This window comes from Mesorhizobium sp. M1307 (genome assembly GCF_040318155.1).
Lineage (GTDB): Bacteria > Pseudomonadota > Alphaproteobacteria > Rhizobiales > Rhizobiaceae > Mesorhizobium.
The window spans coordinates 327,696-349,983 of the sequence record NZ_JAMYLR010000001.1; the positions used below are offsets into that span (position 1 = coordinate 327,696).

At 61.2% G+C, this 22,288-nt stretch carries 24 protein-coding genes; 5 read left to right on the top strand and 19 right to left on the bottom strand.

Features of this window, described 5'->3' with window-relative positions; all coding sequences use genetic code 11:
- Nucleotides 1–133: 133 nt before the first annotated feature.
- Nucleotides 134–1,354, top strand: a complete 1,221-nt coding sequence (locus tag NKH16_RS01585) for a bifunctional 2-C-methyl-D-erythritol 4-phosphate cytidylyltransferase/2-C-methyl-D-erythritol 2,4-cyclodiphosphate synthase (protein ID WP_352747249.1) — start codon at nucleotides 134–136, stop codon at nucleotides 1,352–1,354.
- A complete protein-coding gene (locus NKH16_RS01590; RefSeq protein ID WP_352507412.1) occupies nucleotides 1,351–1,860 on the top strand; it encodes a CinA family protein in 510 nt (169 codons plus the stop codon). The genes NKH16_RS01585 and NKH16_RS01590 overlap by 4 nt, the downstream gene beginning before the upstream one ends.
- Here NKH16_RS01590 and NKH16_RS01595 read toward each other — a convergent pair.
- The 11 genes from NKH16_RS01595 to eno all read right to left on the bottom strand — a co-directional run bounded on the left by NKH16_RS01595 (nucleotide 1,836) and on the right by eno (nucleotide 12,465).
- Nucleotides 1,836–2,297 carry a type II toxin-antitoxin system RatA family toxin gene (locus NKH16_RS01595; RefSeq protein ID WP_352457493.1) on the bottom strand — a complete coding sequence of 154 codons (462 nt, stop codon included), beginning with the start codon at nucleotides 2,295–2,297 and terminating at the stop codon, nucleotides 1,836–1,838. The two genes, NKH16_RS01590 and NKH16_RS01595, sit on opposite strands and share 25 nt — an antisense overlap.
- A 12-nt stretch (nucleotides 2,298–2,309) precedes the next feature.
- A complete protein-coding gene (gene lipA, locus NKH16_RS01600; protein WP_352457494.1) occupies nucleotides 2,310–3,275 on the bottom strand; it encodes a lipoyl synthase in 966 nt (321 codons plus the stop codon).
- A gap of 137 nt (nucleotides 3,276–3,412) precedes the next feature.
- On the bottom strand, nucleotides 3,413–3,670 hold the full coding sequence (locus NKH16_RS01605) for a GlsB/YeaQ/YmgE family stress response membrane protein (RefSeq protein ID WP_352747251.1): 258 nt from the start codon (nucleotides 3,668–3,670) through the stop codon (nucleotides 3,413–3,415).
- Between the two features lie 98 nt (nucleotides 3,671–3,768).
- Nucleotides 3,769–5,220 (bottom strand): dihydrolipoyl dehydrogenase, encoded by a 1,452-nt coding sequence (gene lpdA / locus NKH16_RS01610; protein WP_352747252.1) that lies wholly within the window; start codon nucleotides 5,218–5,220, stop codon nucleotides 3,769–3,771.
- A 374-nt stretch (nucleotides 5,221–5,594) separates the two neighbouring features.
- The gene (locus NKH16_RS01615; RefSeq protein WP_352747255.1) at nucleotides 5,595–6,233 is read right to left on the bottom strand and encodes an SGNH/GDSL hydrolase family protein; all 639 of its coding nucleotides are present in this window, start codon (nucleotides 6,231–6,233) and stop codon (nucleotides 5,595–5,597) included.
- On the bottom strand, nucleotides 6,230–6,649 hold the full coding sequence (locus NKH16_RS01620; protein WP_352747258.1) for a hypothetical protein: 420 nt from the start codon (nucleotides 6,647–6,649) through the stop codon (nucleotides 6,230–6,232). Before NKH16_RS01620 ends, NKH16_RS01615 begins: the two co-directional genes overlap by 4 nt.
- A gap of 17 nt (nucleotides 6,650–6,666) precedes the next feature.
- Nucleotides 6,667–8,085, bottom strand: a complete 1,419-nt coding sequence (locus NKH16_RS01625; RefSeq protein WP_352747261.1) for a pyruvate dehydrogenase complex dihydrolipoamide acetyltransferase — start codon at nucleotides 8,083–8,085, stop codon at nucleotides 6,667–6,669.
- Between the two features lie 18 nt (nucleotides 8,086–8,103).
- The gene (locus tag NKH16_RS01630; RefSeq protein ID WP_352448944.1) at nucleotides 8,104–9,507 is read right to left on the bottom strand and encodes a pyruvate dehydrogenase complex E1 component subunit beta; all 1,404 of its coding nucleotides are present in this window, start codon (nucleotides 9,505–9,507) and stop codon (nucleotides 8,104–8,106) included.
- 15 nt (nucleotides 9,508–9,522) lie between these two features.
- Nucleotides 9,523–10,512, bottom strand: a complete 990-nt coding sequence (gene pdhA, locus NKH16_RS01635) for a pyruvate dehydrogenase (acetyl-transferring) E1 component subunit alpha (protein ID WP_352448968.1) — start codon at nucleotides 10,510–10,512, stop codon at nucleotides 9,523–9,525.
- A 222-nt stretch (nucleotides 10,513–10,734) separates the two neighbouring features.
- The gene (locus tag NKH16_RS01640) at nucleotides 10,735–11,055 is read right to left on the bottom strand and encodes an FtsB family cell division protein (RefSeq protein WP_023675088.1); all 321 of its coding nucleotides are present in this window, start codon (nucleotides 11,053–11,055) and stop codon (nucleotides 10,735–10,737) included.
- 135 nt (nucleotides 11,056–11,190) lie between these two features.
- Complete coding sequence (gene eno, locus NKH16_RS01645) at nucleotides 11,191–12,465, bottom strand: phosphopyruvate hydratase (protein ID WP_352747263.1); 1,275 nt, start codon at nucleotides 12,463–12,465, stop codon at nucleotides 11,191–11,193.
- Between the two features lie 203 nt (nucleotides 12,466–12,668).
- Between eno and NKH16_RS01650 the strand changes: the two genes are divergently transcribed.
- Nucleotides 12,669–12,791 carry a hypothetical protein gene (locus NKH16_RS01650; protein ID WP_084642452.1) on the top strand — a complete coding sequence of 41 codons (123 nt, stop codon included), beginning with the start codon at nucleotides 12,669–12,671 and terminating at the stop codon, nucleotides 12,789–12,791.
- Between the two features lie 77 nt (nucleotides 12,792–12,868).
- On the opposite strand, the gene NKH16_RS01655 is transcribed toward NKH16_RS01650, so the two are convergent.
- From NKH16_RS01655 to NKH16_RS01685, 7 genes are all read right to left on the bottom strand, one after another.
- Nucleotides 12,869–13,234: a PRC-barrel domain-containing protein gene (locus NKH16_RS01655; RefSeq protein ID WP_023675091.1), complete on the bottom strand. Its 366-nt coding sequence runs from the start codon at nucleotides 13,232–13,234 to the stop codon at nucleotides 12,869–12,871.
- Between the two features lie 122 nt (nucleotides 13,235–13,356).
- Nucleotides 13,357–14,208, bottom strand: a complete 852-nt coding sequence (gene kdsA / locus NKH16_RS01660) for a 3-deoxy-8-phosphooctulonate synthase (RefSeq protein ID WP_352448946.1) — start codon at nucleotides 14,206–14,208, stop codon at nucleotides 13,357–13,359.
- Nucleotides 14,205–15,092 carry a VOC family protein gene (locus tag NKH16_RS01665; protein WP_352747266.1) on the bottom strand — a complete coding sequence of 296 codons (888 nt, stop codon included), beginning with the start codon at nucleotides 15,090–15,092 and terminating at the stop codon, nucleotides 14,205–14,207. Before NKH16_RS01665 ends, kdsA begins: the two co-directional genes overlap by 4 nt.
- Before the next feature lie 96 nt (nucleotides 15,093–15,188).
- A complete protein-coding gene (locus NKH16_RS01670) occupies nucleotides 15,189–15,476 on the bottom strand; it encodes a Dabb family protein (RefSeq protein ID WP_352747268.1) in 288 nt (95 codons plus the stop codon).
- A 101-nt stretch (nucleotides 15,477–15,577) separates the two neighbouring features.
- Entirely contained in the window at nucleotides 15,578–15,712 is a 135-nt protein-coding gene (locus NKH16_RS01675) for a hypothetical protein (protein WP_023675095.1), read from the bottom strand.
- 368 nt (nucleotides 15,713–16,080) lie between these two features.
- Nucleotides 16,081–18,060 (bottom strand): bifunctional 2',3'-cyclic-nucleotide 2'-phosphodiesterase/3'-nucleotidase, encoded by a 1,980-nt coding sequence (locus NKH16_RS01680; protein WP_352898058.1) that lies wholly within the window; start codon nucleotides 18,058–18,060, stop codon nucleotides 16,081–16,083.
- A gap of 131 nt (nucleotides 18,061–18,191) precedes the next feature.
- Complete coding sequence (locus NKH16_RS01685) at nucleotides 18,192–19,457, bottom strand: NAD(P)/FAD-dependent oxidoreductase (protein ID WP_352747271.1); 1,266 nt, start codon at nucleotides 19,455–19,457, stop codon at nucleotides 18,192–18,194.
- A 180-nt stretch (nucleotides 19,458–19,637) separates the two neighbouring features.
- Here NKH16_RS01685 and NKH16_RS01690 point away from each other — a divergent pair, with 180 nt between their 5' ends.
- Nucleotides 19,638–20,294: a 5-formyltetrahydrofolate cyclo-ligase gene (locus NKH16_RS01690; protein WP_352747274.1), complete on the top strand. Its 657-nt coding sequence runs from the start codon at nucleotides 19,638–19,640 to the stop codon at nucleotides 20,292–20,294.
- 12 nt (nucleotides 20,295–20,306) lie between these two features.
- On the opposite strand, the gene NKH16_RS01695 is transcribed toward NKH16_RS01690, so the two are convergent.
- Nucleotides 20,307–20,780 carry an Lrp/AsnC family transcriptional regulator gene (locus tag NKH16_RS01695; RefSeq protein ID WP_023675099.1) on the bottom strand — a complete coding sequence of 158 codons (474 nt, stop codon included), beginning with the start codon at nucleotides 20,778–20,780 and terminating at the stop codon, nucleotides 20,307–20,309.
- Nucleotides 20,781–20,936: 156 nt separating this feature from the next.
- Between NKH16_RS01695 and ald the strand changes: the two genes are divergently transcribed.
- On the top strand, nucleotides 20,937–22,052 hold the full coding sequence (ald, locus tag NKH16_RS01700; protein WP_352747277.1) for an alanine dehydrogenase: 1,116 nt from the start codon (nucleotides 20,937–20,939) through the stop codon (nucleotides 22,050–22,052).
- Nucleotides 22,053–22,288 lie beyond the last annotated feature (236 nt).

The window sequence follows — 22,288 nt, forward strand, 5'->3', positions numbered from 1 at the left end:
ACGACGGCAATGTGCAACGCGCAATGTCGTGACATTAAGGCGCATTTGGGAAAAAAGGTTCGCCGGATAGCATCAATCCTAGGTCTTCCGAAAGCGATACCACTTTTCGGGATCATGCGCTAAGCGTCTCGGCATGAGAGATGTGAGCGAAAAGCAAGCTGCGGACGACAAGGTCGCGGTGGTCATCGTTGCCGCCGGCCGCGGCGCGCGCGCCGGACAGGCCAATGGGCCGAAGCAGTACCAGCAGATTGGCGGCGGCGCCGTTATCGCACGCACGCTCGACGCCTTTCTGACGCATCCGAAAATTGGAGCTGTCGTCGTTGCTATACATGCCGAAGACGACGCGCTTTTCCGCCGCGCCGCCGGCGCGAACGCCGACCGTGTCGTCGCGGTGACTGGCGGTACGTCACGGCAGGAGTCCGTCCGCCTTGGACTGCTGGCGTTGAGAAGCCATGCGCCGGGCCGGGTGCTGATCCATGATGCGGCTCGGCCGTTTGTCGATGCGGAACTGATAGACCGTACGATCGCCGCCATTGAAGAGCGCCAGGGAGCGCTGCCTGCTTTGCCCGTTGCCGATACGCTGAAGCGCGAAACGGCCGAAGGCATGATCGGCGAAACAGTGTCCAGGGCCGGGCTCCATGCCGCACAGACACCACAAGGCTTTCCGTTCTGGCCGATCCTGGCCGCGCACGAAAAGGCTCATCATCTGGGCAAGGCGGATTTCACCGACGATGCGGCAATCGCCGAATGGGCGCATATTCCGGTGAAGATCGTTCCCGGCTCGCCGGACAATGTCAAACTAACCTGGGCAAGGGATATTGCGATGGCGGATCAGCGGCTTTCCAGCGCCCCACGTTTTCCCGACATCCGAACCGGCAATGGCTATGACGTGCATGCGTTCGAGCCCGGCGACCATGTCACCCTGTGCGGCGTCGCCATTCCACACGACAGGAAGTTATCCGGCCATTCGGATGCCGATGTCGGTCTCCATGCCTTGACCGACGCCCTGCTGGCCACCTGCGGCGCCGGTGACATCGGCACGCATTTCCCGCCCTCCGACCCGCAGTGGAAAGGGGCCGCTTCACGCATCTTCGTCGAACACGCGGTGAAGCTGGTGCGCGCGCGCGGCGGGCGCATCGCCAACGCCGACATCACCCTGATCTGCGAGGCCCCGCGCGTTGGCCCGCATCGCGAGGCCATGACCGAAACGCTTTCTGCAATGCTGCGAATTTCGCGCGACCGCATCTCGATCAAGGCGACAACCAATGAGAAGCTCGGCTTCGTCGGCCGTGAGGAAGGCATAGCGGCCATCGCGACCGCCAGCGTTGTGTTTCCAGGGGATGTCCCCGAGTGAGCAATAGCGATCTCGCAGATGCCCTGCTTCAGGCCTGCCAGCAGCGCGGCATCATGCTGGCGACGGCGGAGAGCTGCACCGGCGGCATGATCATCGCCGCGCTGACCGACATCGCCGGCTCTTCCGCGGTGGTCGATCGCGGCTTCATCACCTATTCCAACCAGGCCAAGACCGAGATGCTCGGCGTCTCGGCCGCTACGCTCGAGGCGCACGGCGCGGTCTCGCGCGAGACTGCGGTGGAGATGGCGGCCGGTGCCCTGGCCCATTCGCCGGCCGGGCTCGCCCTGGCGGTGACCGGCATCGCCGGTCCGGACGGCGGCTCTGCGGAAAAACCTGTCGGCCTGGTCTGGTTCGGCGTTGCCGTGGCTGGCCGGCCGGTAGTCAGCGAATGCCAGCTGTTCGCCGACAAGGGCCGTGATTTCATCCGCCGGGAGACGGTCCGACATGCGCTTGAACTGGGTCTACGCGCGCTCGCCGCGGATCAGGCTGCCGATGGCGCGCCGTAGATGATTTCGGCACGTTTCTCGAACGCCTCGGAGAACATGCGGAAGGCGCGGTCGAACATGGTTCCCATGAGCGCACCCAGAATGCGGCTCTTGAACTCGTAGTCGATAAAGAAACAGACGTTGCAACCGCCGCCGTCCGCCGGGTCGAAGCGCCAGACATTGCTGAGATATTTGAACGGGCCGTCGATATATTTGACGTCGATGGCGTTCTCGTCAGGCTTCAGCAGCACCTGCGTGGTGAAAGTCTCGCGGATCGCCTTGTAGCCGATGCTCATGTCGGCGATGAGCAGGGTGCGTCCGTTGCGTTCCTTGCGCGAACGAACCGTAAGTGCCTCGCAAAGCGGCAGGAATTGCGGATAGGATTCGATATCGGCAACCAGAGCGAACATCTGTTCCGGCGTATGCGCAACGCGGCGATGGGCTTCGAATTGTGGCATGAAACCAGTGGGTTAGGCGGACTTCCTGAGAAACGCTTCGCGCGCCGCGCGCAACCTGGCAAAGTCGTCCCCGGCGTGGTGCGACGAGCGCGTCAGCGGGCTCGACGCCACCAGCAGGAAGCCCTTGGTCCTGCCGATCGTCTCAAAGGACTTGAATTCCTCCGGCGTGACGAAGCGGATCACCGGATGGTGCTTCTTCGACGGCTGCAGATATTGGCCGATGGTCATGAAGTCGACATTGGCCGAACGCAAATCGTCCATCAGCTGCAGGATTTCGTTCCGCTCCTCGCCAAGGCCGACCATGATGCCGGACTTGGTGAAGATCGAGGGGTCGAGTTCCTTGACCCGCTGCAAGAGCCTGATCGAGTGGAAATAGCGCGCACCCGGCCGAACAGTCAGATAGTTCGACGGAACGGTCTCGAGATTATGGTTGAAAACATCCGGCTTTGCCGCCACGACGATCTCCAGCGCACCGTCCTTGCGCAGGAAATCGGGCGTCAGGATTTCGATCGTCGTCGACGGGGTTGCTGCCCTGATCGCACGGATGACATCGGCAAAATGCTGGGCCCCGCCATCGGCGAGATCGTCGCGATCGACGGAGGTGATGACGACATGGCTCAAGCCCATTTGCTTGACCGCATGCGCGACACGCGCCGGCTCGTCGGGATCGAGTGCGGTCGGGATGCCGGTGGCGACATTGCAAAAGGCGCAGGCCCGCGTGCAGATCTCGCCCATGATCATGAAGGTGGCGTGCTTCTTCTCCCAGCACTCGCCGATATTGGGGCAACCCGCCTCTTCGCAAACCGTCACCAGTTTGTGAGACTTCACGATTTCGCGCGTCTCGGCATAGCCTTTCGACATCGGCGCCTTGACGCGGATCCAGTCAGGCTTGCGCAGTACGTCCTGATCCGGCTTGTGCGCCTTTTCGGGATGCCGCAGGCGCGGCGCATTGGCAATCGTGTCGAGGACGGTGACCATGTGAAACCCGGCTCATTGGCAAGCGCTTGTCCAGCCCTCGCTCTACCCACGTCATCTAGGACTTTTCGGCGAAAAGAAAAAGGCCGCGATCACGCATGCCGCGGTGGCCTTTTTCGCATAGCAAGTGCCGACAGAGGTTAGCGGCGCACCAGTCGTCCGACCGCAATCAGAATGCAGGCACCGATGAAGCCGGTGATCAGATAGGCTATCCAGCCGACGCCGAAGATGCCGATGTTCAGGGTCTGCAAGATGGCGTTCAACACGATTGCGCCGACAATGCCGAGAACGATGTTCATGAGGATGCCGGTATTGCTCTTCATGACCATCTCGGCGAGCCATCCCGCCAGGCCGCCGATGATGATGGCTGCAACCCAGCCCACGCCGTTCATTTCCATATGCCCTCTCCTTGTATGATGGATCATGCCTGCGAAACGAATTGCTCTGCCGTCGAGTTCCTTTGTGTCTTCCGTGTGAGACTCGCCCCACTAATTTATCATGCATTCAGTGCGCGGCCATAGGCGTCGAGTACACTCTCCTTCATCATCTCCGACAGCGTCGGGTGCGGGAAGATCGTGTGCATCAGCTCTTCCTCGGTGGTCTCCAGATTCATCGCCACGACGAAGCCCTGGATCAGTTCGGTTACTTCTGCGCCAACCATGTGGGCACCCAGCAACTGGCCGGTCTTCTTGTCGAAAATGGTCTTGACGAAGCCTTGGTCCTCGCCGAGCGCAATCGCCTTGCCGTTTGCCGCGAACTGAAAACGGCCGACGCGGATGTCCTTGCCATCGGTTTTCGCTTTGGCTTCCGTCAGTCCGACCGAGGCGACTTGCGGATTGCAATAGGTGCAGCCCGGGATCTTCAGCTTGTCGATGGCATGCACGCCGGGGAAATTGGCGATCTTTTCCACACAGACCACGCCCTCATGCTCGGCCTTGTGGGCGAGCATCGGCGGTCCGGCAACGTCGCCGATGGCGTAGACGCCCGGCACATTGGTCTTGCCGTAGCCGTCGACGACGACGCAACCGCGGTCCGTCTTCACGCCGAGCGTCTCGAGGCCGAGGTTCTCGATATTGCCTTGTACGCCGACGGCCGAGATCATGCGATCGGCGGTGATCTTCTCGACCTTGCCGTCCTTCATCTCGACATGCGCGGTGACCGAGTTAGTGCCCTTCTCGACCTTGGTCACCTTGGCTTCTAGGATGATCTTCATGCCCTGCTTCTCGAACTGCTTCTGGGCGAATTTCGAGACCTCGGCGTCCTCGACCGGCATCACAGCCGGCAGCAGTTCGACCACCGTCACCTCGGCGCCCATGGTGCGGTAGAACGAGGCGAACTCGATGCCGATGGCGCCCGAGCCCATCACCAGCAGCGATTTCGGCATCTCTTTCGGCACCATCGCCTCGAAATAGGTCCAGATCAACTTGCCGTCAGGCTCGATGCCGGGCAGCGCGCGCGGCCTGGCGCCGGTCGCCAGGATGATGTGCTTGGCGCTATAGGTGCCCTCGCCCTTGACGCCCTTGGGCGCCGGCGGCTGCGGCTCCATCGGCTTCTTCGACGATTTCGACACGACGATCTCGCCAGGTTTGGTCAGCTTGGCTTCGCCCCAGATGACGTCGACCTTGTTCTTCTTCATCAGGAAGCCGACGCCGCCGTTGAGCCGCAGCGAGACCTTTCGCGAGCGATCGACGACGGCGGCTGTGTCGACGCCGACCTTGCCATCGATCTTCAGGCCGTAGTCCTTCAGATGATCCGAATAGTGCATGATCTCGGCGGAGCGCAGCAGCGCTTTGGTCGGAATGCAGCCCCAGTTGAGGCAGATGCCGCCCAAGTGCTCGCGCTCGACGATCGCCGTCTTGAAGCCAAGCTGGGCCGAACGCACTGCAGTGACATAGCCGCCGGGGCCGGAGCCGATGATGATGACGTCGTAGGATTCAGAGTTACTCACGTTAGCTCTTTCCATTTGTGATCGGTGAACAGCAAGTCTAATGCATATGACAGCGTCGTCTTTCGTAGCGCTTTTCGTGGCGCTCCTAGGAGATGCTCAATCAAATAATCCCTTAGGTATTTTCGCTGCTCTCCAGTAAATCGAGGGTAGCATTCGACGGCTTCAACAAGAGTTGGATTTTTCAATAAGTCTCTCACAAATTTGTCAATTTGAACTCCAGCTCTTCTCAACTCTAGTTCTCCGCGACTCCACTTCGACGGAGTATAAGCGCGTCCTTTTTTCCGGTATTGAATCTTAAGCCGAGATCCACGCCCACCGTAACCGATTGGGTGTGCTCTGATAATACTCGATCCACCTAGATAGTGTTTGGCCATCTATAGCTCCAGCATCACGCGCACGAGCGGCGCCAGCGCTTGCCCGACGTTCCGCGTGTTTTCCGCGTCCAGGTGGACGCCGTCGAGCGGCGTGGTTTTGGCCACCGTGCCGGCATCGAAGAAGCCGCAGCCGGCCTCGTCGGCAAGGGCGGAATATTGCGGCGCCAGCCGCTTTGACGCGTCATCGCCGCCGGCGAACATTTCCTTGAACTCGGCGTTTTCCGTGCGGCTGACTACGGGCGGCGCCACGATCAGGATCTGCGGCGCCGGCCAATCGAACGGGTAATCATGACCGCGCACGATGTCGATCAGGCGTTGCATGCCTTGTTTGGCCGCGACCGGATTACCGTGAATCCACGGCTTCATATCGTTGGCGCCGAGCATGATGACGATCAAGTCGATCGGCGCATGCGTCGTCAGGATGGTTGGCAACAGCCTTGCGCCATTGCGGTCCGCTCCGGCCAAGTGATCGTCAAAGGCGGTGGTTCGGCCATTCAGGCCTTCGGCGATGACCTCGACGCCGCTGCCCAATGCCGCCTGCAGCACGCTCGGCCAGCGATCTTCCAGCGGATGCCGGCCGAGGTTTGCCGCGTCATAGCCCCAGGTAAGCGAATCGCCGTAGCAGAGGACCGTCTTCATGTGCCTGCCCCGCCGAAACCTGGTTGCGAGCGCGCCAATCGCCAGCGCACGAAAAGCCAGTGGACCAGCACCGTAGCGATGCCCGGCAGGACGAGACCGGCGACTATGGGAAGATCGCCCGACCACTGGCTCTTGCCTGGGGGCTGGGAGAAAGTCCAGCCGATCAGGGAAACGCCAACGAGCACAAAAAACGCTACCCCTATGGTCGCCGTCAGCTTTGTTGCCCGTCGTGGGTCTGACATGAATTGTGCGATGAAGAACGCGACCGTCACGAGGACGGTGACGAGAGCCGAGATCATGAATACAAGGATGTACTCTACGTCGGCATTGGTGGCGACGGCGAGCCACTGCGCCACCAATCCGCCCGCCAAACCGGAAAGAAAGAAGGCAAAAAGGCTGGTGAAGAATTTCCGCACCGCCCTGTTCCCCTCTCTTAAACCAGCATGCCCATCGGGTTTTCGACCATGCGTTTGAAGGCGACGAGCAGCTCGGCGCCGAGCGCACCGTCGACGGCGCGGTGATCGGTCGACAACGTCACCGACATGATCGTGGCGATCTTGATCTCGCCGTTCTTGACCACCGCGCGTTGCTCGCCGGCGCCGACCGCCAGGATCGTCGCATGCGGCGGGTTGATGACGGCAGAAAAATCCTTGATGCCGAACATGCCGAGATTGGACACCGCCGTGGTGCCGCCCTGATATTCTTCCGGCTTCAGTTTGCGGCTGCGGGCGCGGCCGGCAAGATCCTTCATCTCGTTGGAGATGACGGACATCGTCTTTTCGTCAGCACGCCGGACGATCGGGGTGATCAGGCCGCCGGGGATCGATACGGCAACGCCGACATCGGCGTGCTTGTGCTTGATCATGGCGTTTTCTGTCCACGACGCATTGGCATCCGGAACCGCCATCAGCGCCATGGCAAGAGCCTTGATGACCATGTCGTTGACCGACAGCTTGTAGGCCGGCGTTTCGCCCTTCTCGGTCTTCTTCACCGGCGCGGCCGCATTGATCTGCGTGCGCAGGGCCAGAAGTGCGTCGAGCTCGCAGTCGAGCGTCAGATAGAAATGCGGGATGGTGGTCTTGGCTTCGACCAGCCGCCTCGCGATGGTCTTGCGCATATTGTCGTGCGGGATCAGCTCGTAGGAGCCTTCGGCAAACAGTTTGAGCACCTGCTCGTCCGACATCGCCTTGGGTGCTGCGGCCGCAGGTGCCGGAGCGCCGGCGGGCGCCGCTTTTGCTGCTGGTGCCGCCTTGGCGCCGCCACTGGAAATTGCGGCATCGACATCGGCCTTTACTACGCGGCCGCGGGGGCCGGAGCCTGTCAGCGCCGCGACATCGACGCCGGCTTCCCTGGCGATGCGCCGGGCCAGCGGCGACACGAAGATGCGCTCACCGCTTGCGGATTGGCTGATCTCCCCCCGTGTGGGGGAGATGGCCGGCAGGCCAGAGGGGGGCGCCTCGCTCCCTGCGGCAGCAGGGACAGCGCCCCCCTCTGTCGACTTCGTCGACATCTCCCCCACGGGTGGGGAGATTGGTGCTTTTTCCTGCTTCGCCTCAGCCTTAGCCGGCGCAGCGCCGTCACCGCTTTTCGCGGCGGCCGCCGCATCCTCGCCCTCGGCAGCCAGCACCGCGATCAGCGCATTGACCTTGACGCCTTCTGTGCCGGCCGGAACCACCAGCTTGGCGACCGTGCCCTCGTCGACGGCTTCGACTTCCATCGTCGCCTTGTCGGTCTCGATCTCGGCAATCACGTCGCCGGGCGAAACCTTATCGCCTTCCTTGACCAGCCACTTGGAAAGATTGCCCTCTTCCATTGTGGGCGACAGCGCCGGCATGGTGATGTTGATCGGCATTTTGTCCTCCCGCCCTGCTCAGCGATACGTGACGGCTTTGACCGCCTCGACGACCTCGCCGACATTGGGCAGCGCCAGCTTTTCGAGGTTCGCCGCATAGGGCATCGGCACGTCCTTGCCGGCAATTGTAATGACCGGTGCATCGAGGAAATCGAAGGCGCGCTGCGAGACCTGATTGGCGATATGGTCGCCGACCGAGTTCTGCGGAAAGCCTTCCTCGACCACCACGAGGCGATTGGTCTTTTTGACCGAGGCGATGATCGTGTCGAAGTCGAGCGGGCGGATGGTGCGCAAGTCGATGATCTCGGCATCGATGCCCATGCCGCGCAACTCCGCCTCCGCCTTGAGCGCGTAGGTCATGCCGATGCCGAACGAGACGATGGTCACGTCCTTGCCGGATTTGTGAATGCGCGCCTTGCCGATCGGCAACACGAAATCGTCCATCTTCGGCACGTCGAAGGAGTGGCCGTAAAGGATTTCGTTTTCGAGGAAGATGACCGGGTTCGGATCGCGGATCGCCGCCTTGAGCAGACCCTTGGCGTCGGCGGCGGTATAAGGCATCACCACCTTCAATCCAGGAATATGGCTGTACCAGGCGGCATAGCACTGCGAATGCTGCGCGGCGACGCGGGCAGCAGCGCCGTTCGGACCGCGAAAGACGATCGGGGCGCCCATCTGGCCGCCGGACATGTAGAGCGTCTTGGCGGCTGAATTGATGATCTGGTCGATCGCCTGCATGGCGAAGTTGAAGGTCATGAATTCGACGATCGGCTTCAGGCCGGCCATCGCCGCGCCAACACCAACGCCGGCAAAGCCGTGCTCGGTGATCGGCGTGTCGACCACGCGTCTCGGACCGAATTCCTGCAACAGGCCCTGTGTGATCTTGTAGGCGCCCTGGTACTCGGCGACTTCCTCGCCCATGACGAAGACGTCGCCGTCGCGGCGCATTTCCTCCGCCATTGCGTCGCGCAAGGCTTCACGCACTGTGGTCGAGACCATTTCGGTGCCGGCCGGGATGTCCGGATCGGCGGCAATTTCCAGCTTGGGCGAGGCGGCAACAGGTGCTGCCGCTTCGTTCTTGGCCGGAGCAGCCGCGGGCGGCGGAGCCGCCGCGGGCGCTTCCGCTTGCGACTCAATAGCCTCCTCGCCGATACCTTCGCCTGCCTCGTCGATGTCTTCGCCATCGACGGCCAGCACAGCGATCAGTGTGTTGACCTTGACACCCTCGGTGCCGGCAGGAACCACGATCTTGGCAAGCGTGCCGTCGTCCACGGCTTCGACTTCCATCGTTGCCTTGTCGGTCTCGATCTCGGCAATGGCGTCACCGGCCGCAACCTTGTCGCCCTCTTTCTTCAACCACTTGGAAACGTTACCCTCTTCCATGGTCGGCGAGAGGGCGGGCATGAGAATTTCGATCGGCATGTCCTTGCCCTCTCGTTAAAGTACGATGTCGGTCCAGAGCTCGGACAGATCCGGCTCCGCGTCGTTCTGGGCAAATTCTGCGGCGTCGGCGACAACGTCGCGGACTTCCTTGTCGATGGCCTTGAGCTCGTCCTCGCTTGCCCATTTCTTGTCGAGCAGCCGCGCTTTGACCTGCTCGATCGGGTCACGTTCGGAGCGCATTTTCTGCACTTCTTCCTTGGAGCGGTATTTTGCCGGATCCGACATCGAATGGCCGCGGTAACGATAGGTCTGCATTTCGAGAATGAGCGGCCCGTTGCCGGCGCGGCACCATTCGGCGGCGAGGTCGCCGGCTGCCTTTACAGCGCGCACATCCATGCCGTCGACCTGGATGCCTGGAATCTTGAAGGACGCGCCGCGGTGCGAGAAATCCGTCTCGGCCGACGAGCGCGAGACCGAGGTGCCCATGGCGTAGCGGTTGTTCTCGATAATGTAGATCACCGGAAGCTTCCACAGCGAGGCCATGTTGAAGCTTTCGTAGACCTGGCCCTGGTTCGCCGCGCCATCGCCGAAATAGGTCAGCGTCACATTGTTGTTGCCGCGATAGCGGTTGGCGAAGGCAATGCCGGTGCCGAGCGACACTTGCGCGCCGACGATGCCGTGGCCGCCGTAAAAATGCTTCTCCTTGGAGAACATGTGCATGGAGCCGCCCTTGCCTCTCGACAGGCCGCTACGGCGCCCGGTCAGTTCGGCCATGACGCCGCGCGGTGACAACTCCATGGCCAGCATATGACCATGGTCGCGATAGGCGGTGATCATCTGGTCGCCGTCGATCAGCGCCATCTTCATGCCGGTAACGACCGCTTCCTGGCCGATGTAGAGGTGGCAGAAACCGCCGATGAAGCCCATGCCGTAAAGCTGGCCGGCCTTTTCCTCGAAGCGGCGGATGAGCAGCATGTGCCGGTAGGCGGCAAGCTCCTGGTCTTTGGTGAATTCAACAGGCTTCGGGGTGGAAAGGCCCGGCATCTTGCCGTCTGATTTGGATTTGGCAGGCGCTTTTCTGGTGGCGGTGGCCATGCATCACTCCCTGTTGGCGTCTCTTGGCGGACAGCGAGGGAGATCAGTTCTCCCACCGATTTGAGACAGGCTAACATGCAGGGAAGGCTTTCGCCATGCCGAAAACGCATGGCTGTCATGCATCTAAGCAATTAAAATCATTGCAAATATCGCTGATTAACTGAGATCAGGTTATCTTGCGACCGGCAGCATGATGGTGATCTCGTCGGCGTGGGACAGATTAAGCGCCTTGCGCGCCTGCTCGTCCAGCATGTCCTTCTCCAGCGTGCCCTCATGCATCAGCTGAACGCGGCGCTCGAGATCGATCCGGCGCGCCCTGACGGCATCGAGCCTGCCCTGCAATTCGGCAGTCTCAGCTTCGAGCTGATACTTGGAATAGATGCCGAACTCGCCATGATAGGCATGGAAACCGAAATAAGTCAGGAACACCACGCAGAGCGAGGGGATGATCAGCCGGCCGGTGTTTCTTTGCTTGTGCTGGCGTGTCCACATGGTCCGAATCCTCTACGCCGCCTTTGTCGCCCGATTGTGCTTAATGGACGGTTACAGCCTGTTGGATTCAGAGCCTGGAAGCAAAAAAAGGGCGGGAATGTCCCCGCCCTCGTCGCCACGGTTTTTCTCTCGAAATCAGATTTTCACGATCGACTTGCCGGCATATCGCGCCTGCTTGCCGAGCTCCTCCTCAATGCGGATGAGCTGGTTGTACTTGGCCATGCGATCCGAGCGCGACAGCGAGCCCGTCTTGATCTGCCCGCAATTGGTGGCAACGGCGAGGTCGGCGATGGTCGAATCCTCGGTCTCGCCCGAGCGGTGCGACATCACCGCGGTATAGCCGGCCTTGTGCGCGGTCTCGACGGCGTCGAGCGTTTCGGTAAGCGAGCCGATCTGGTTGACCTTGACCAGGATCGAATTGGCGACACCCATGCGGATGCCGTCGCGCAGCCGCGCCGTGTTGGTGACGAACAGATCGTCGCCAACCAACTGCGTTTGCTTGCCGATGAGATCAGTCAGCATTTTCCAACCGTCCCAATCATCCTCGGCCAGGCCGTCCTCAATGGTGATGATCGGGTAGTCGGCAGCGAGTTTGGCCAGATATCTGGCCTGCGCCTTCGGGTCGCGGGTTTTCCTCTCGCCTTCATAGACGTAGTTGCCATCCTTGAAGAATTCGGTCGCCGCGCAGTCGAGGCCTAGGGCAACCTCCTCGCCGGGCTTGAAGCCAGCCTGCTCGATCGATTCCATGATGAAGTCGAGCGCGGCCGGCGCGCTCTTCAGGTTGGGGGCAAAGCCGCCCTCGTCGCCGACATTGGTGTTATGGCCGGCGTCCTTCAGCTTCTTTCGCAGCGTATGAAAGATCTCCGAGCCCCAGCGCACGCCGTCGCGCAGCGTCGGCGCGCCGATCGGCAGGATCATGAATTCCTGGAAATCGATCGGGTTGTCGGCATGCGCGCCGCCATTGATGATGTTCATCATAGGCACCGGCAGCACATGGGCCTTGGTGCCGCCGACATAACGATAGAGCGGCAGGTCGGCCGCTTCGGCTGCGGCCTTGGCCACAGCCAGCGACACGCCGAGGATGGCATTGGCGCCGAGCCGGCTCTTGTTGGGCGTACCATCGAGCTCGATCATGGTCTGGTCGATATGGATCTGATTCTCTGCCTCCATGCCGCCGATCGCCTCGAACAGCTCGCCGTTCACCGCCTCGACCGCCGTGAGCACGCCCTTGCCGAGATAGCGGGGGCCGCCATCGCGCAGTTCGACCGCCTCATGCGCGCCGGTCGAGGCGCCGGACGGCACCGCGGCGCGACCCATCGAGCCGTCTTCAAGCACGACGTCGACCTCGACGGTCGGATTTCCGCGGCTGTCCAGGATTTCACGCCCGACAATGTCGATGATGGCCGTCATTGCGATGTCCCCGATTGATCGATTGAAGCGTCGCGCACCTCTTAGCCAAAGCGCCGCAAAACGCAATCGGGGCACTTGCAAATATTGCCCGTGCGCTACGGGATTCACGAAGCACGAAGCGCTGTCATCATTTGTCATACGCGGCATGCCGGTTTCTGATTTATGGCTGTTGTCGCGCGGGGCGAAACAGGAGGAGTTTCGCCATGTCCCAGTTGAGCGGTATTGTGAGTTTGTTCCTGATCGCGGCTGCGTTCCTGACGTCGTGCGACAATCAGCAACCCCCGCAGGGATCGTCGCCTTTGCCGGCCCTGCAGATTGCGCAGTAGCATCCCGCCACATCGAAAGGCCCCCGATTTCCAGGGGGCCTTTTTGATTCCAGGAGACTTAGTCAGTGCCAGTAAGGTCAGTGCCAGTAAGGCTCGACCTTGTAGTAGTTGTATGAGGCGTCACGCGCGGCCTCGCCGTCGGCGCCGGTCAGCTCGTTGATCGAATAGGAAGGAGCGGCCATCAGCTGGTCTTTGGTGAACGGCACGACATAGCCGCCTTTGTTCTCATCGTAGTCAAGGCTCGCCCACGGAATGGCGTGGTATTTCTCGCCGATGCCGAGAAATCCGCCAAAACCGATCACGGCAAACATGATTCCGTTCGACAGTTTGTCGAGCATGACGTCCTCGATGTCGCCGATATGAGTGCCTTCAGTATTGTAGACCGATGTGCCGATAACCCGCGAAGCGGCGATGGCTTCGGTGTGTCCCGTCTGGGTCGTCATGGTGTGCTCCTCGTCGTCGTTGACATTAGATTTTGACAATGAGGGCCGCGGGCTAAGGTTCCAGGCGGGTTCGAAATTCTTCAAAGTTTTCTTGGCCGCGCTGCTGTGGCGCAACTGCTGGTTCAACCCACGCTTTTGGCAATGCGATCGAACGCCATCAGCCGTTCAAGCAATGCGGGAAGATCCTTTAGCGGCACCATGTTGGGACCGTCGGAAGGCGCGTTGTCGGGGTCCTGGTGCGTCTCGATGAAGACGCCGGCGACGCCAACCGCGACGGCCGCGCGCGCCAGCGTCTCGACAAAGCGCCGGTCGCCTCCAGACGAACCGCCCTGCCCACCCGGCTGCTGCACGGAATGGGTGGCATCGAAAATCACCGGCGCGCCGATCTCGGCCATGATCGGCAGCGCCCGCATGTCGGACACCAGGGTGTTGTAACCAAAGGATGCGCCGCGCTCGGTGACCAAGACATTGGCGTTGCCGGAGCCGATGATTTTGGCGACGACGTTCTTCATGTCCCACGGCGCGAGGAATTGCCCCTTCTTCACATTGACCACCTTGCCGGTTCTTGCCGCAGCAATCAGCAAATCGGTCTGGCGGCTGAGGAAGGCAGGAATCTGCAGGATATCGGCATGCAGAGCGACGATCGCGCATTGTTCCTCAGTGTGGACGTCGGTCAGGATCGGCAGCGAAAAGTTCTTGCGCAAGTCGTCGAAGATCGGCATTGCCGCTTCAAGTCCCGCACCGCGCGTGCCGCCGAGCGAGGTGCGATTGGCCTTGTCGTAGCTGGTCTTGTAGACGAGTCCGATGCCGAGCCTTTCAGTCAATTCCTTTAGCGCACCAGCCATGTCGAAAGCGTGCTGCCGCGATTCCAGCTGGCATGGACCGGCGATCAGCGATAGGGGCGCGCTGTTGCCGAAAATGACCTTGCCGATCGCAATGGAAGAATTTGGCATCAGAGGATTGAGCTTGTTCATGCGATCTCCCGGAAAATGAAGGCTGCGCCCTGCCCTGGCGCCGGCGGCACGATGGTATCACCGCCGCGCATGTGGTGTTCGACGGAATTGGCTGCAAGCAGCTTGGCGACGGCATCGCCGTGCCTAATCGAAAAGACGATCCCAGCAAAGCGGAGTTCAGATGGTGCGCCGGCAGGAATGCCGAAGCGTGCCGAATAGGCTGCGGGATCCAGAACGGTCACGACGGCATTCGGCAGCTCATAGACAGTGCCGCCGCCCTGCGCCTCGATTCCGGCTGCGATCGAAATCAAACGGCCTTGTTCGAAAGGTTCGCCAGTGACTGCCACGACTTCGACAATGCCGGTTGCGCCATTAGCGTGGGCCTGCAGCGCAGTGCGGTCGACGTTCGGCGCATTGATCCGCTCGCAGGCGAAGAGAAAAGCGTCCGTTGCCTTGCCTGTAGCCGCGAAGGCCAGTTTGAACGATGCGGTGTCGCTCTTTCCCGTCGCATCGGTGAAGGCGCGCGAAAAGCTTAGCGCGTCTCCCGCCGACAGACCGGCTTCCATGTAGCGCGCGTGGTCCGCGGCGGCGCTTTCGGTGCCCAGCGCCACGGCAGAAAATCCTTCATCGCCGTTTTCTTCGCGATACGTGCGATCACGCACGACAAAGACATTGCGGTTCGCGATCGCCGTCGCCGCGGCCTGCCGGTCAGCGACCGCGAGCGGCTCGAGATAGGTGCCGTCGGTGAGAAAGACACAGCAGTTTTCCGTTCCGAAGGGATGGATACCCGTCGGCGCAACGGTAAAGCCGAGCAAGGTCAAGCGCGCCCGCGCAACATCGAGGCTCGCGGTCGGCAACACCAGGTGATCGAGCGGATGAGGGCTTGCGGAGGTGTTCTCGGTCATGTCCCGCGCGGTGTGCCTCATTCCTTAAAATCGTTCAAGGGCTTGGCCGGCGCCTCAGCGGAAAGACCACATCAGCGCGTAGGAGACGGCGGGTCGTCAACTTGCCACGATATCGGCCGAATAACGCAATTCGCGCAGCGGTTTTACCCGGCTGGTGGTCTCTGCATAGAGCGGATGCGCCTTGTAGGCGGCGAGCGCTGCCTTGTCCTCGAACTCGGCATAGACGACCACATCGATTTCATCCGAGAGTGGGTCGACCTTGGTGTTGAGCATCACCTCGAAATGGCGCGAGTGGGGTATCTCGCCGAGCGCCAGCAGACCCGTACGCACTGCCTCGACGTCCGCTTTACGCCGCGCGCTGAAGAAAACGATATGCCGGATCAACCCAGCCTCCTGGACCGTTGGACCGGCGTTCTTTTGTGTCAGCGGGAGCGTGCCGTCAATCGGCAGGATGTCGCGTCGCGAACCGTGACGAAGAAGAGAAACTACACCATGCTGGTTACATAGTGCACGACGCGGGTCACCTCCCTGATGGTCCTGTCGAGATAGCGGCCTTGGTTGTAAATGCCGTCCCAGATCAGGAAAAAGGTGACGGTCGTGATGATGATGACATAACGCATGGCTAAAACTAGCGTATATGGATGCTTGCAACCATAGTGATTCCGGCCCTGCTGGGACCCTCCCCGAATTTTAACGGCCTTTGGTCTGTCCGCTGCGATGCTTGCTGGCCAGAATGGCGCTACCGCTGCAGGGCGCCTTGGAAAGATAACCCCGCTCGGCTTCGACGACCGCTTCCCGCCTCGATCGACCAACTGCCACACGATTATTCCGGTGGGATTTCGACGGACGCGCTGGATCTGGTCATGCCGCCGTCAAGCGGCGTTTCGCACCACCTGCTTGAAGAGGCCCCCTGTCTCAAACGGATTGGCCGTATCGGGACAGTATCTTAACGCTGAGACAGTTTCGAGCCGACGCTCAAATCCTTGCCTCAAAGCGTGATGCGGTATTTTGCAAAGCCCGCTTCGCCCTCGCCCGCCGGCTCGATCTTCAGCGACTTCACTTGCGCAATAAACTCCTTCGCCTTGGCGCCGGTCTCGAATACGACGCTGGTTCCCGGTAGTGGCGCAAACGACCAGTTGGCGTCCGCCGACGGGTTGATGGTGCCTTTGCTGACGATATAGCGCACGATCACGTCGCGGTTGGTGTCGGGCGCTTCGTAGATGACTTTCGAGGCATTGATCTCCGGGAAATTGCCGCCGCCGCCGGCTCGGTAGTTGTTGGTGGCGACGACGAATTTCCGCATGGGACCAATTGGTTTGCCGTCGAACATCAAGTCAATGATGCGGGTCGAGCCGGTGTTCACCAGCCCGCCCTTCGAATCATATTTCGGTGGCTGCGACAGATCGATCTTGTATGTGACGCCGTCGATCACGTCGAAATTATAGGATGGGAAGTCAGTGTTGATGAGCGCCTGGTCGGCTTTGCCCGGTTCGATCCGGTTGAAGATGCCGGCCGACATTTCCAGCCATTCCTTCACCTCTGCCCCGGTGATTTCGACGGCGCGCACCGTGTTTGGATAGAGGTAGAGGTCGGCGACGTTCTTGATGGCGATATCGCCCACCGGCACGTCGGTGTAATAGTCGGCGCCGTTGCGCCCGCCCGCCTTGAACGGTGCCGCCGCCGACAACAGCGGCATATCCTTCCACTCTGTGTTCTTCAGGATGTCCTTCAAGTACCAGGTCTGCGCCTGGCTGACGATCTGCACCGATGGATCGTCGGCGACCAGCGCAAAATAGGAATAGAGCGGCGCCGAGGTTTTGCCGACCGGCCGGCGCACATAGGCAAGCGTCGCCTCGTGGTCCTGTTTGAGCGCGTCGACGATGCGCTGGTCGTCCGCGACGGTCGGCTTGTTCGTCTTGTCGACCCGCTCAAAGATCGGCCTGGCCTCAGAGGTCGTCGAAACGATTTTCCACGTTGATCCGTCGCGCTCCAGCAACAGATCGATCAGCCCCATGTGCGAGCCCCAGAAGCCGGCCATGACGGCGGGCTTGCCTTGCAACGTGCCTTTCGCCGTATCGACGGCGTCCAGCGACTGAAAGTCCTTCTTGCCGGGGAAGACCAGATGCTGGTGGCCGGTGAACACCGCATCGATACCTTCGACACCGGCAACGAAGAAGGAGGCGTTCTCCTTCATGTCGCTTTGCTTCACGTCGATGCCGGAATGGGAGAGCGCAATGACGATGTCGGCGCCTTCTTCCTTCATTTGCGGCACCCACGCCTTGGCCGCCTCGACGATGTCGCGCGTCTTGACGCTGCCCTCGAGATTTTTCAGGTCCCAGACCATGATCTGCGGCGGCACGAAGCCGATGATGCCGATCCTGATCGGTTGCTCGGCGCCCGACCCGTCTTTGATCTTCCTGTCGAGGATGACGAAAGGCTTGAGATAAAGCTTGTCGTCGCGCGGGTTCGCGGCGAACTCCGTGCCGCGGATCAAATTCGCGCAGACAAACGGGAAATTGGCACCGGCCAGCACCTTGTCCATGAACGACAGGCCATAGTTGAACTCGTGGTTGCCGAGCGTCGAGCATTCGTAGCCGAGCAGGTTCATGCCCTTCATGACCGGATGCAGATCGCCATCCTTCATCCCCCTCTCGTAGGCGATGTAGTCGCCCATCGGGTTGCCTTGCAGAAGGTCGCCATTATCGATCAGCATCGCGTTGGTTGCTTCCTTGCGCACGGCTTCAATCAACGATGCCGTTCGCGACAGCCCCATCGTGTCGTTAGCTTTGTCGGCGTAGTAGTCGTAAGGCAGCACATTCACGTGGATGTCGGTCGTCTCCATAATCCTCAGATGCGCCTGATTGGTTTGAGCCCGGGCGGAGAACGGGTGCAGCATGATCAGCGCTCCGCTGGCGGCAAAGCCGGCGAGGAAATCGCGGCGTGAGACGAGGTGGCGCAATTGGGACATTCGTTTTCTCTTTCTTCCACGACGTGACAAGTCCTGCCCGAAGCAAAGCTTCGCGCCGAAATCCAGCCGAGTCCAGAAGCCGATTCCATCAAGAGGAGGTGACGCGCCGATGAATGTCCGGCAGCGAACAATCAGCCCTTATCGTCGTCGCCCTGCGTGATCAGCCGCGCGCTGCGCTGACCGGTGAAGTAGATCCATAGCCAACTCAGGGAAACCGCAAGCCGGTTACGAAAGCCGATCAGGAAGTAAATATGCGCCAAGCCCCACAGCCACCAGGCAAGCCGGCCGGTAAGCTTGATCCAGCCGAAATCGATGGCCGCCGCGCGCTTGCCTATCGTCGCCAAATCGCCGTCATGCCTGTAGCTGAAAGGACGCGGTGTCGCGTCACCGGCAAGCCTTGCCTTGATCGCCGTGGCGACGTGCCGTCCCTGCTGCTTGGCGGCGGGCGCGACGCCCGGCACCAGCCGGCCATCCGGTCGCAGGACGTGCGCTGCGTCACCGATGACGAAAATCTCCGGGTTTCCCGGCACACTCAAGTCGGGCTCGACAAGCACCCTGCCCGCGCGGTCCGCTGCCGCGCCGAGCCATTCGGCGGCCGGCGAAGCGGCGACGCCCGCCGCCCACAGGATTGTCCTGGCCGGCAAATGCCTGTCGCCGAAGACGACACCCTCGGCATCGCAGCGCGTAACCGCCCGGCCGAGTTCGACGGTCACGCCGAGCCGTTCGAGCGCCTTCATTGCATAATCGGAGAGTTCCGGCGCGAAATTCGCAAGAACGCGGTCGCCGGCCTCAATCAGCACCACACGCGTCTGCCGCGTGTCGATGTTGCGGAACTCGCCGCGCAGCGTGTCATGCGCCAGTTCGGCAATGGTGCCGGCCAATTCCACGCCGGTCGGCCCGCCGCCGACGATCGCCAGCGTCAGCAATGCCTGGCGCTGGGCGGGATCGGTTTCCCGCTCGGCCTGCTCGAAAGCCAAAAGAATACGCCGTCGAATGGTGGTGGCGTCCTCCAGTGTCTTCAGGCCCGGCGCGAACGGCTCCCATTCGTCATGGCCGAAATAGGCGTGCCGCGCACCGGTGGCCAACAGCAACGTGTCGTAGGCGACCGCTCCGCCGTCCTGCAGCAGCACGCGCTTGCCGGTGCGGTCGATGCTAGTCACAGTGGCAAGCAGCGTCGTCACATCCTTGCGTTTGCGCAGGAGATGGCGGATCGGCCAGGCGACTTCGGAGGTTGCCAGCGCCGTCGTCGCCACCTGGTAGAGCAGCGGCTGAAAGAGGTGATGATTGCGCCTATCGATCATGGTGATGCGCACCGGCGCGCTGGTAAGTGCGCGGGTGAATTCGAGGCCGCCGAAACCGGCGCCTACGACGACGACGTGATGGTTGGCTGTATTCATCTCACTCATCCCTCTCGCCAAGGGTGATGTAAGTATCCTTGTGCAGTGCAGCAATGCCTGCGCTGCAACTGCGTGGGAGTCGTCGCTTGATGTCGTGAATACGCATGCTGCAGACTCATTCCCGGATATAGCCTACGTCCCGGATATGGTTTGGTCGGAACAGTATATTGCAGGTGAAGCATGGCTAAGAATGAAGACGAAAGCTCAGCGCAATACGCCTCGCCGCCTTGTTTTATGCACGAGCTCGATCCGGAGTTCCAAGCGCCGCTATCCGACTGGACCGACGTAAGGCGCTGGCGCAAGGCCGAGCGCGAGCGGTTGATCGTATCCCGCCTTGCCGTTTCGGCCGACACGCGCGCAGCCATGTCGCAGCGCATTGCCGAAGGGCTCGACGCGGTGATCGGCGACATCGCCGGCCGCATGGTCAGCCTCTATTGGCCGTTTCGCGGCGAGCCGGACCTGCGCCCGTGGATGGAAACCGTTAACGCGCGGGGCGGGCGCACGGCGTTGCCCGTCGTTGTCGAGAAAGACCGGCCGCTTGTCTTTCGCGCCTATACCCACGGAGACCGGCTGGAGAAGGGCGTCTGGAATATCCCGATACCGGCCGAGGGTGATCCGGTGTTGCCCGACATCGTCATTTCGCCGATTGTCGGCATCGATCCTGGGCAGTTTCGCCTGGGTTATGGCGGCGGCTTCTTCGATCGCACGCTTGCCGCGATGCCCTTCAAACCGCTGGTCATCGGCGTCGGCTACGAACTGCAGCGCATCGTCACCATCTACCCGCAGCCGCACGACATTCCGATGGACCGTGTGGTGACCGAGGCAGTCAACACCTAGGCGAGTTCGGGCCTAGGCGAGTTCAGGCTTCATTCCCACGGCCGTGCGATCGACGATTTCGCGCAAGGCAAAAGACGAATTGATCTTCGTCACATGCGGCATTGCCGACAGCCACTCCTTGTGGATACGTTCGTAGTCGACGAGATCCTTTGCCGCTATGCGCAGGATGTAGTCATATTCGCCCGACATCAAATGGCAGGATAGGACGTTCGGGCAGCGCTTTATCGCTGCCTCGAAATCCGACAACGTCTTCTCGAATTGCCCGGACAGCGATATATGCACGATCGCCGTCATCTGGTGCCCAAGTGCAGCGTTGGACAGCCGTGCGTGATAGCCGCGGATGGTTCCGGATTTCTCCAGATTGTCCAGCCGCCGCGAACAGGCCGACTGCGACAGGCCAACCTTCTCGGCGAGCGCTGCGTTGGGTATCCGCCCGTCTTTCTGCAGCGTCTCGAGAATGGCGATATCAATCCTGTCGAGCGGCATTTTTGCGGGTTCCTGCGATAATTCTAATGTTTTGCGCAACGATTATCGAACAGTGGCCTCTCTGGCAAGCGCATTCGCAAACACTTACCGAACGATTCGTGGTTCACTATCTCTAGACAGGGAACGAGCCCCAAAGGGCCGGATCAGGAGAAAACAATGCGCGTCGGTTGCCCCCGGGAAATCAAGAACCATGAATACCGCGTCGGCCTGACACCGGGTTCGGTCCGTGAATATGTCGCGCATGGCCATGAAGTGCTGATCGAGACCGGCGCCGGCGCCGGCATCGGCGCCGATGACAACGCGTATCGCGCCGCCGGCGCCACGATTGCCAAAACGGCCGCCGACGTTTTTGCCAAGTCTGACATGATCGTGAAGGTCAAGGAGCCGCAGCCCAACGAATGGGTTCAGCTCCGCGACGGCCAGATCCTCTATACCTATCTGCATCTTGCCCCGGATCCGGAGCAGACCAAGGGCCTGCTGGCCTCCGGCGTGACCGCAATAGCCTACGAGACCGTCACCGACGAGCGCGGCGGTCTGCCGCTGCTAGCACCGATGTCGGAAGTCGCCGGCCGCCTGTCGATCCAGGCGGGCGCAACGGCGCTGCAAAAGGCCAATGGTGGCCGCGGCGTGCTACTTGGCGGCGTGCCCGGCGTGCTCCCCGGCAAGGTAACCGTGCTCGGCGGCGGCGTCGTCGGCCTGCATGCTGCACGGATGGCCGCCGGCCTTGGCGCCGACGTCACCATCATTGACCGCTCGATCCCGCGCCTGCGTCAGCTCGACGACATCTTTGGCGGCCGCGTCCACACCCGCTACTCGACCGTAGAGGCGCTGGAGGAAGAATGTTTTTCGGCTGACATCGTCGTCGGCGCCGTGCTGATCCCGGGGGCAGCAGCGCCCAAGCTGGTGACGCGCGAAATGCTGTCGGGCATGAAGAAAGGCGCCGTGCTGGTCGACGTCGCCATCGACCAGGGCGGCTGCTTCGAGACCTCGCACGCCACCACCCATGCCGAGCCGACCTATGAGGTCGACGGCGTCATCCACTATTGCGTCGCCAACATGCCGGGTGCGGTGCCGGTCACCTCGGCCCACGCGCTCAATAATGCGACGCTGCATTATGGCCTGCAGCTCGCCGACAAGGGCATAAAGGCGCTGGTAGACGACCACCATCTGCGCAACGGGCTGAACGTCCACAAGGGCAAGATCACGAATCGCGCAGTGGCCGAAGCGCTCGGTTACGACCTGGTCGAGCCGAAGGCCGTTCTCGCCGCCTGAGCTGTCCGAATCTGCCTCTCCAGTGCCCGTCGGATTCGTCCGACGGGTTTTTTCTTATGTCGAAAAACTGAAAAGTGTCGGGCGCGCGGAATAACCGGACAACAAAAAAGCGGAGCCAAAGCCCCGCTTCCTCGGTTGTCGAAAATTCCCGCCGGTTCATCCGCGGTCGGCAAATCGATCGACAGTGTCTTTCTACCGCTTGTATGCGACGGGAGTACGACAGCCCCAAGCCGGTG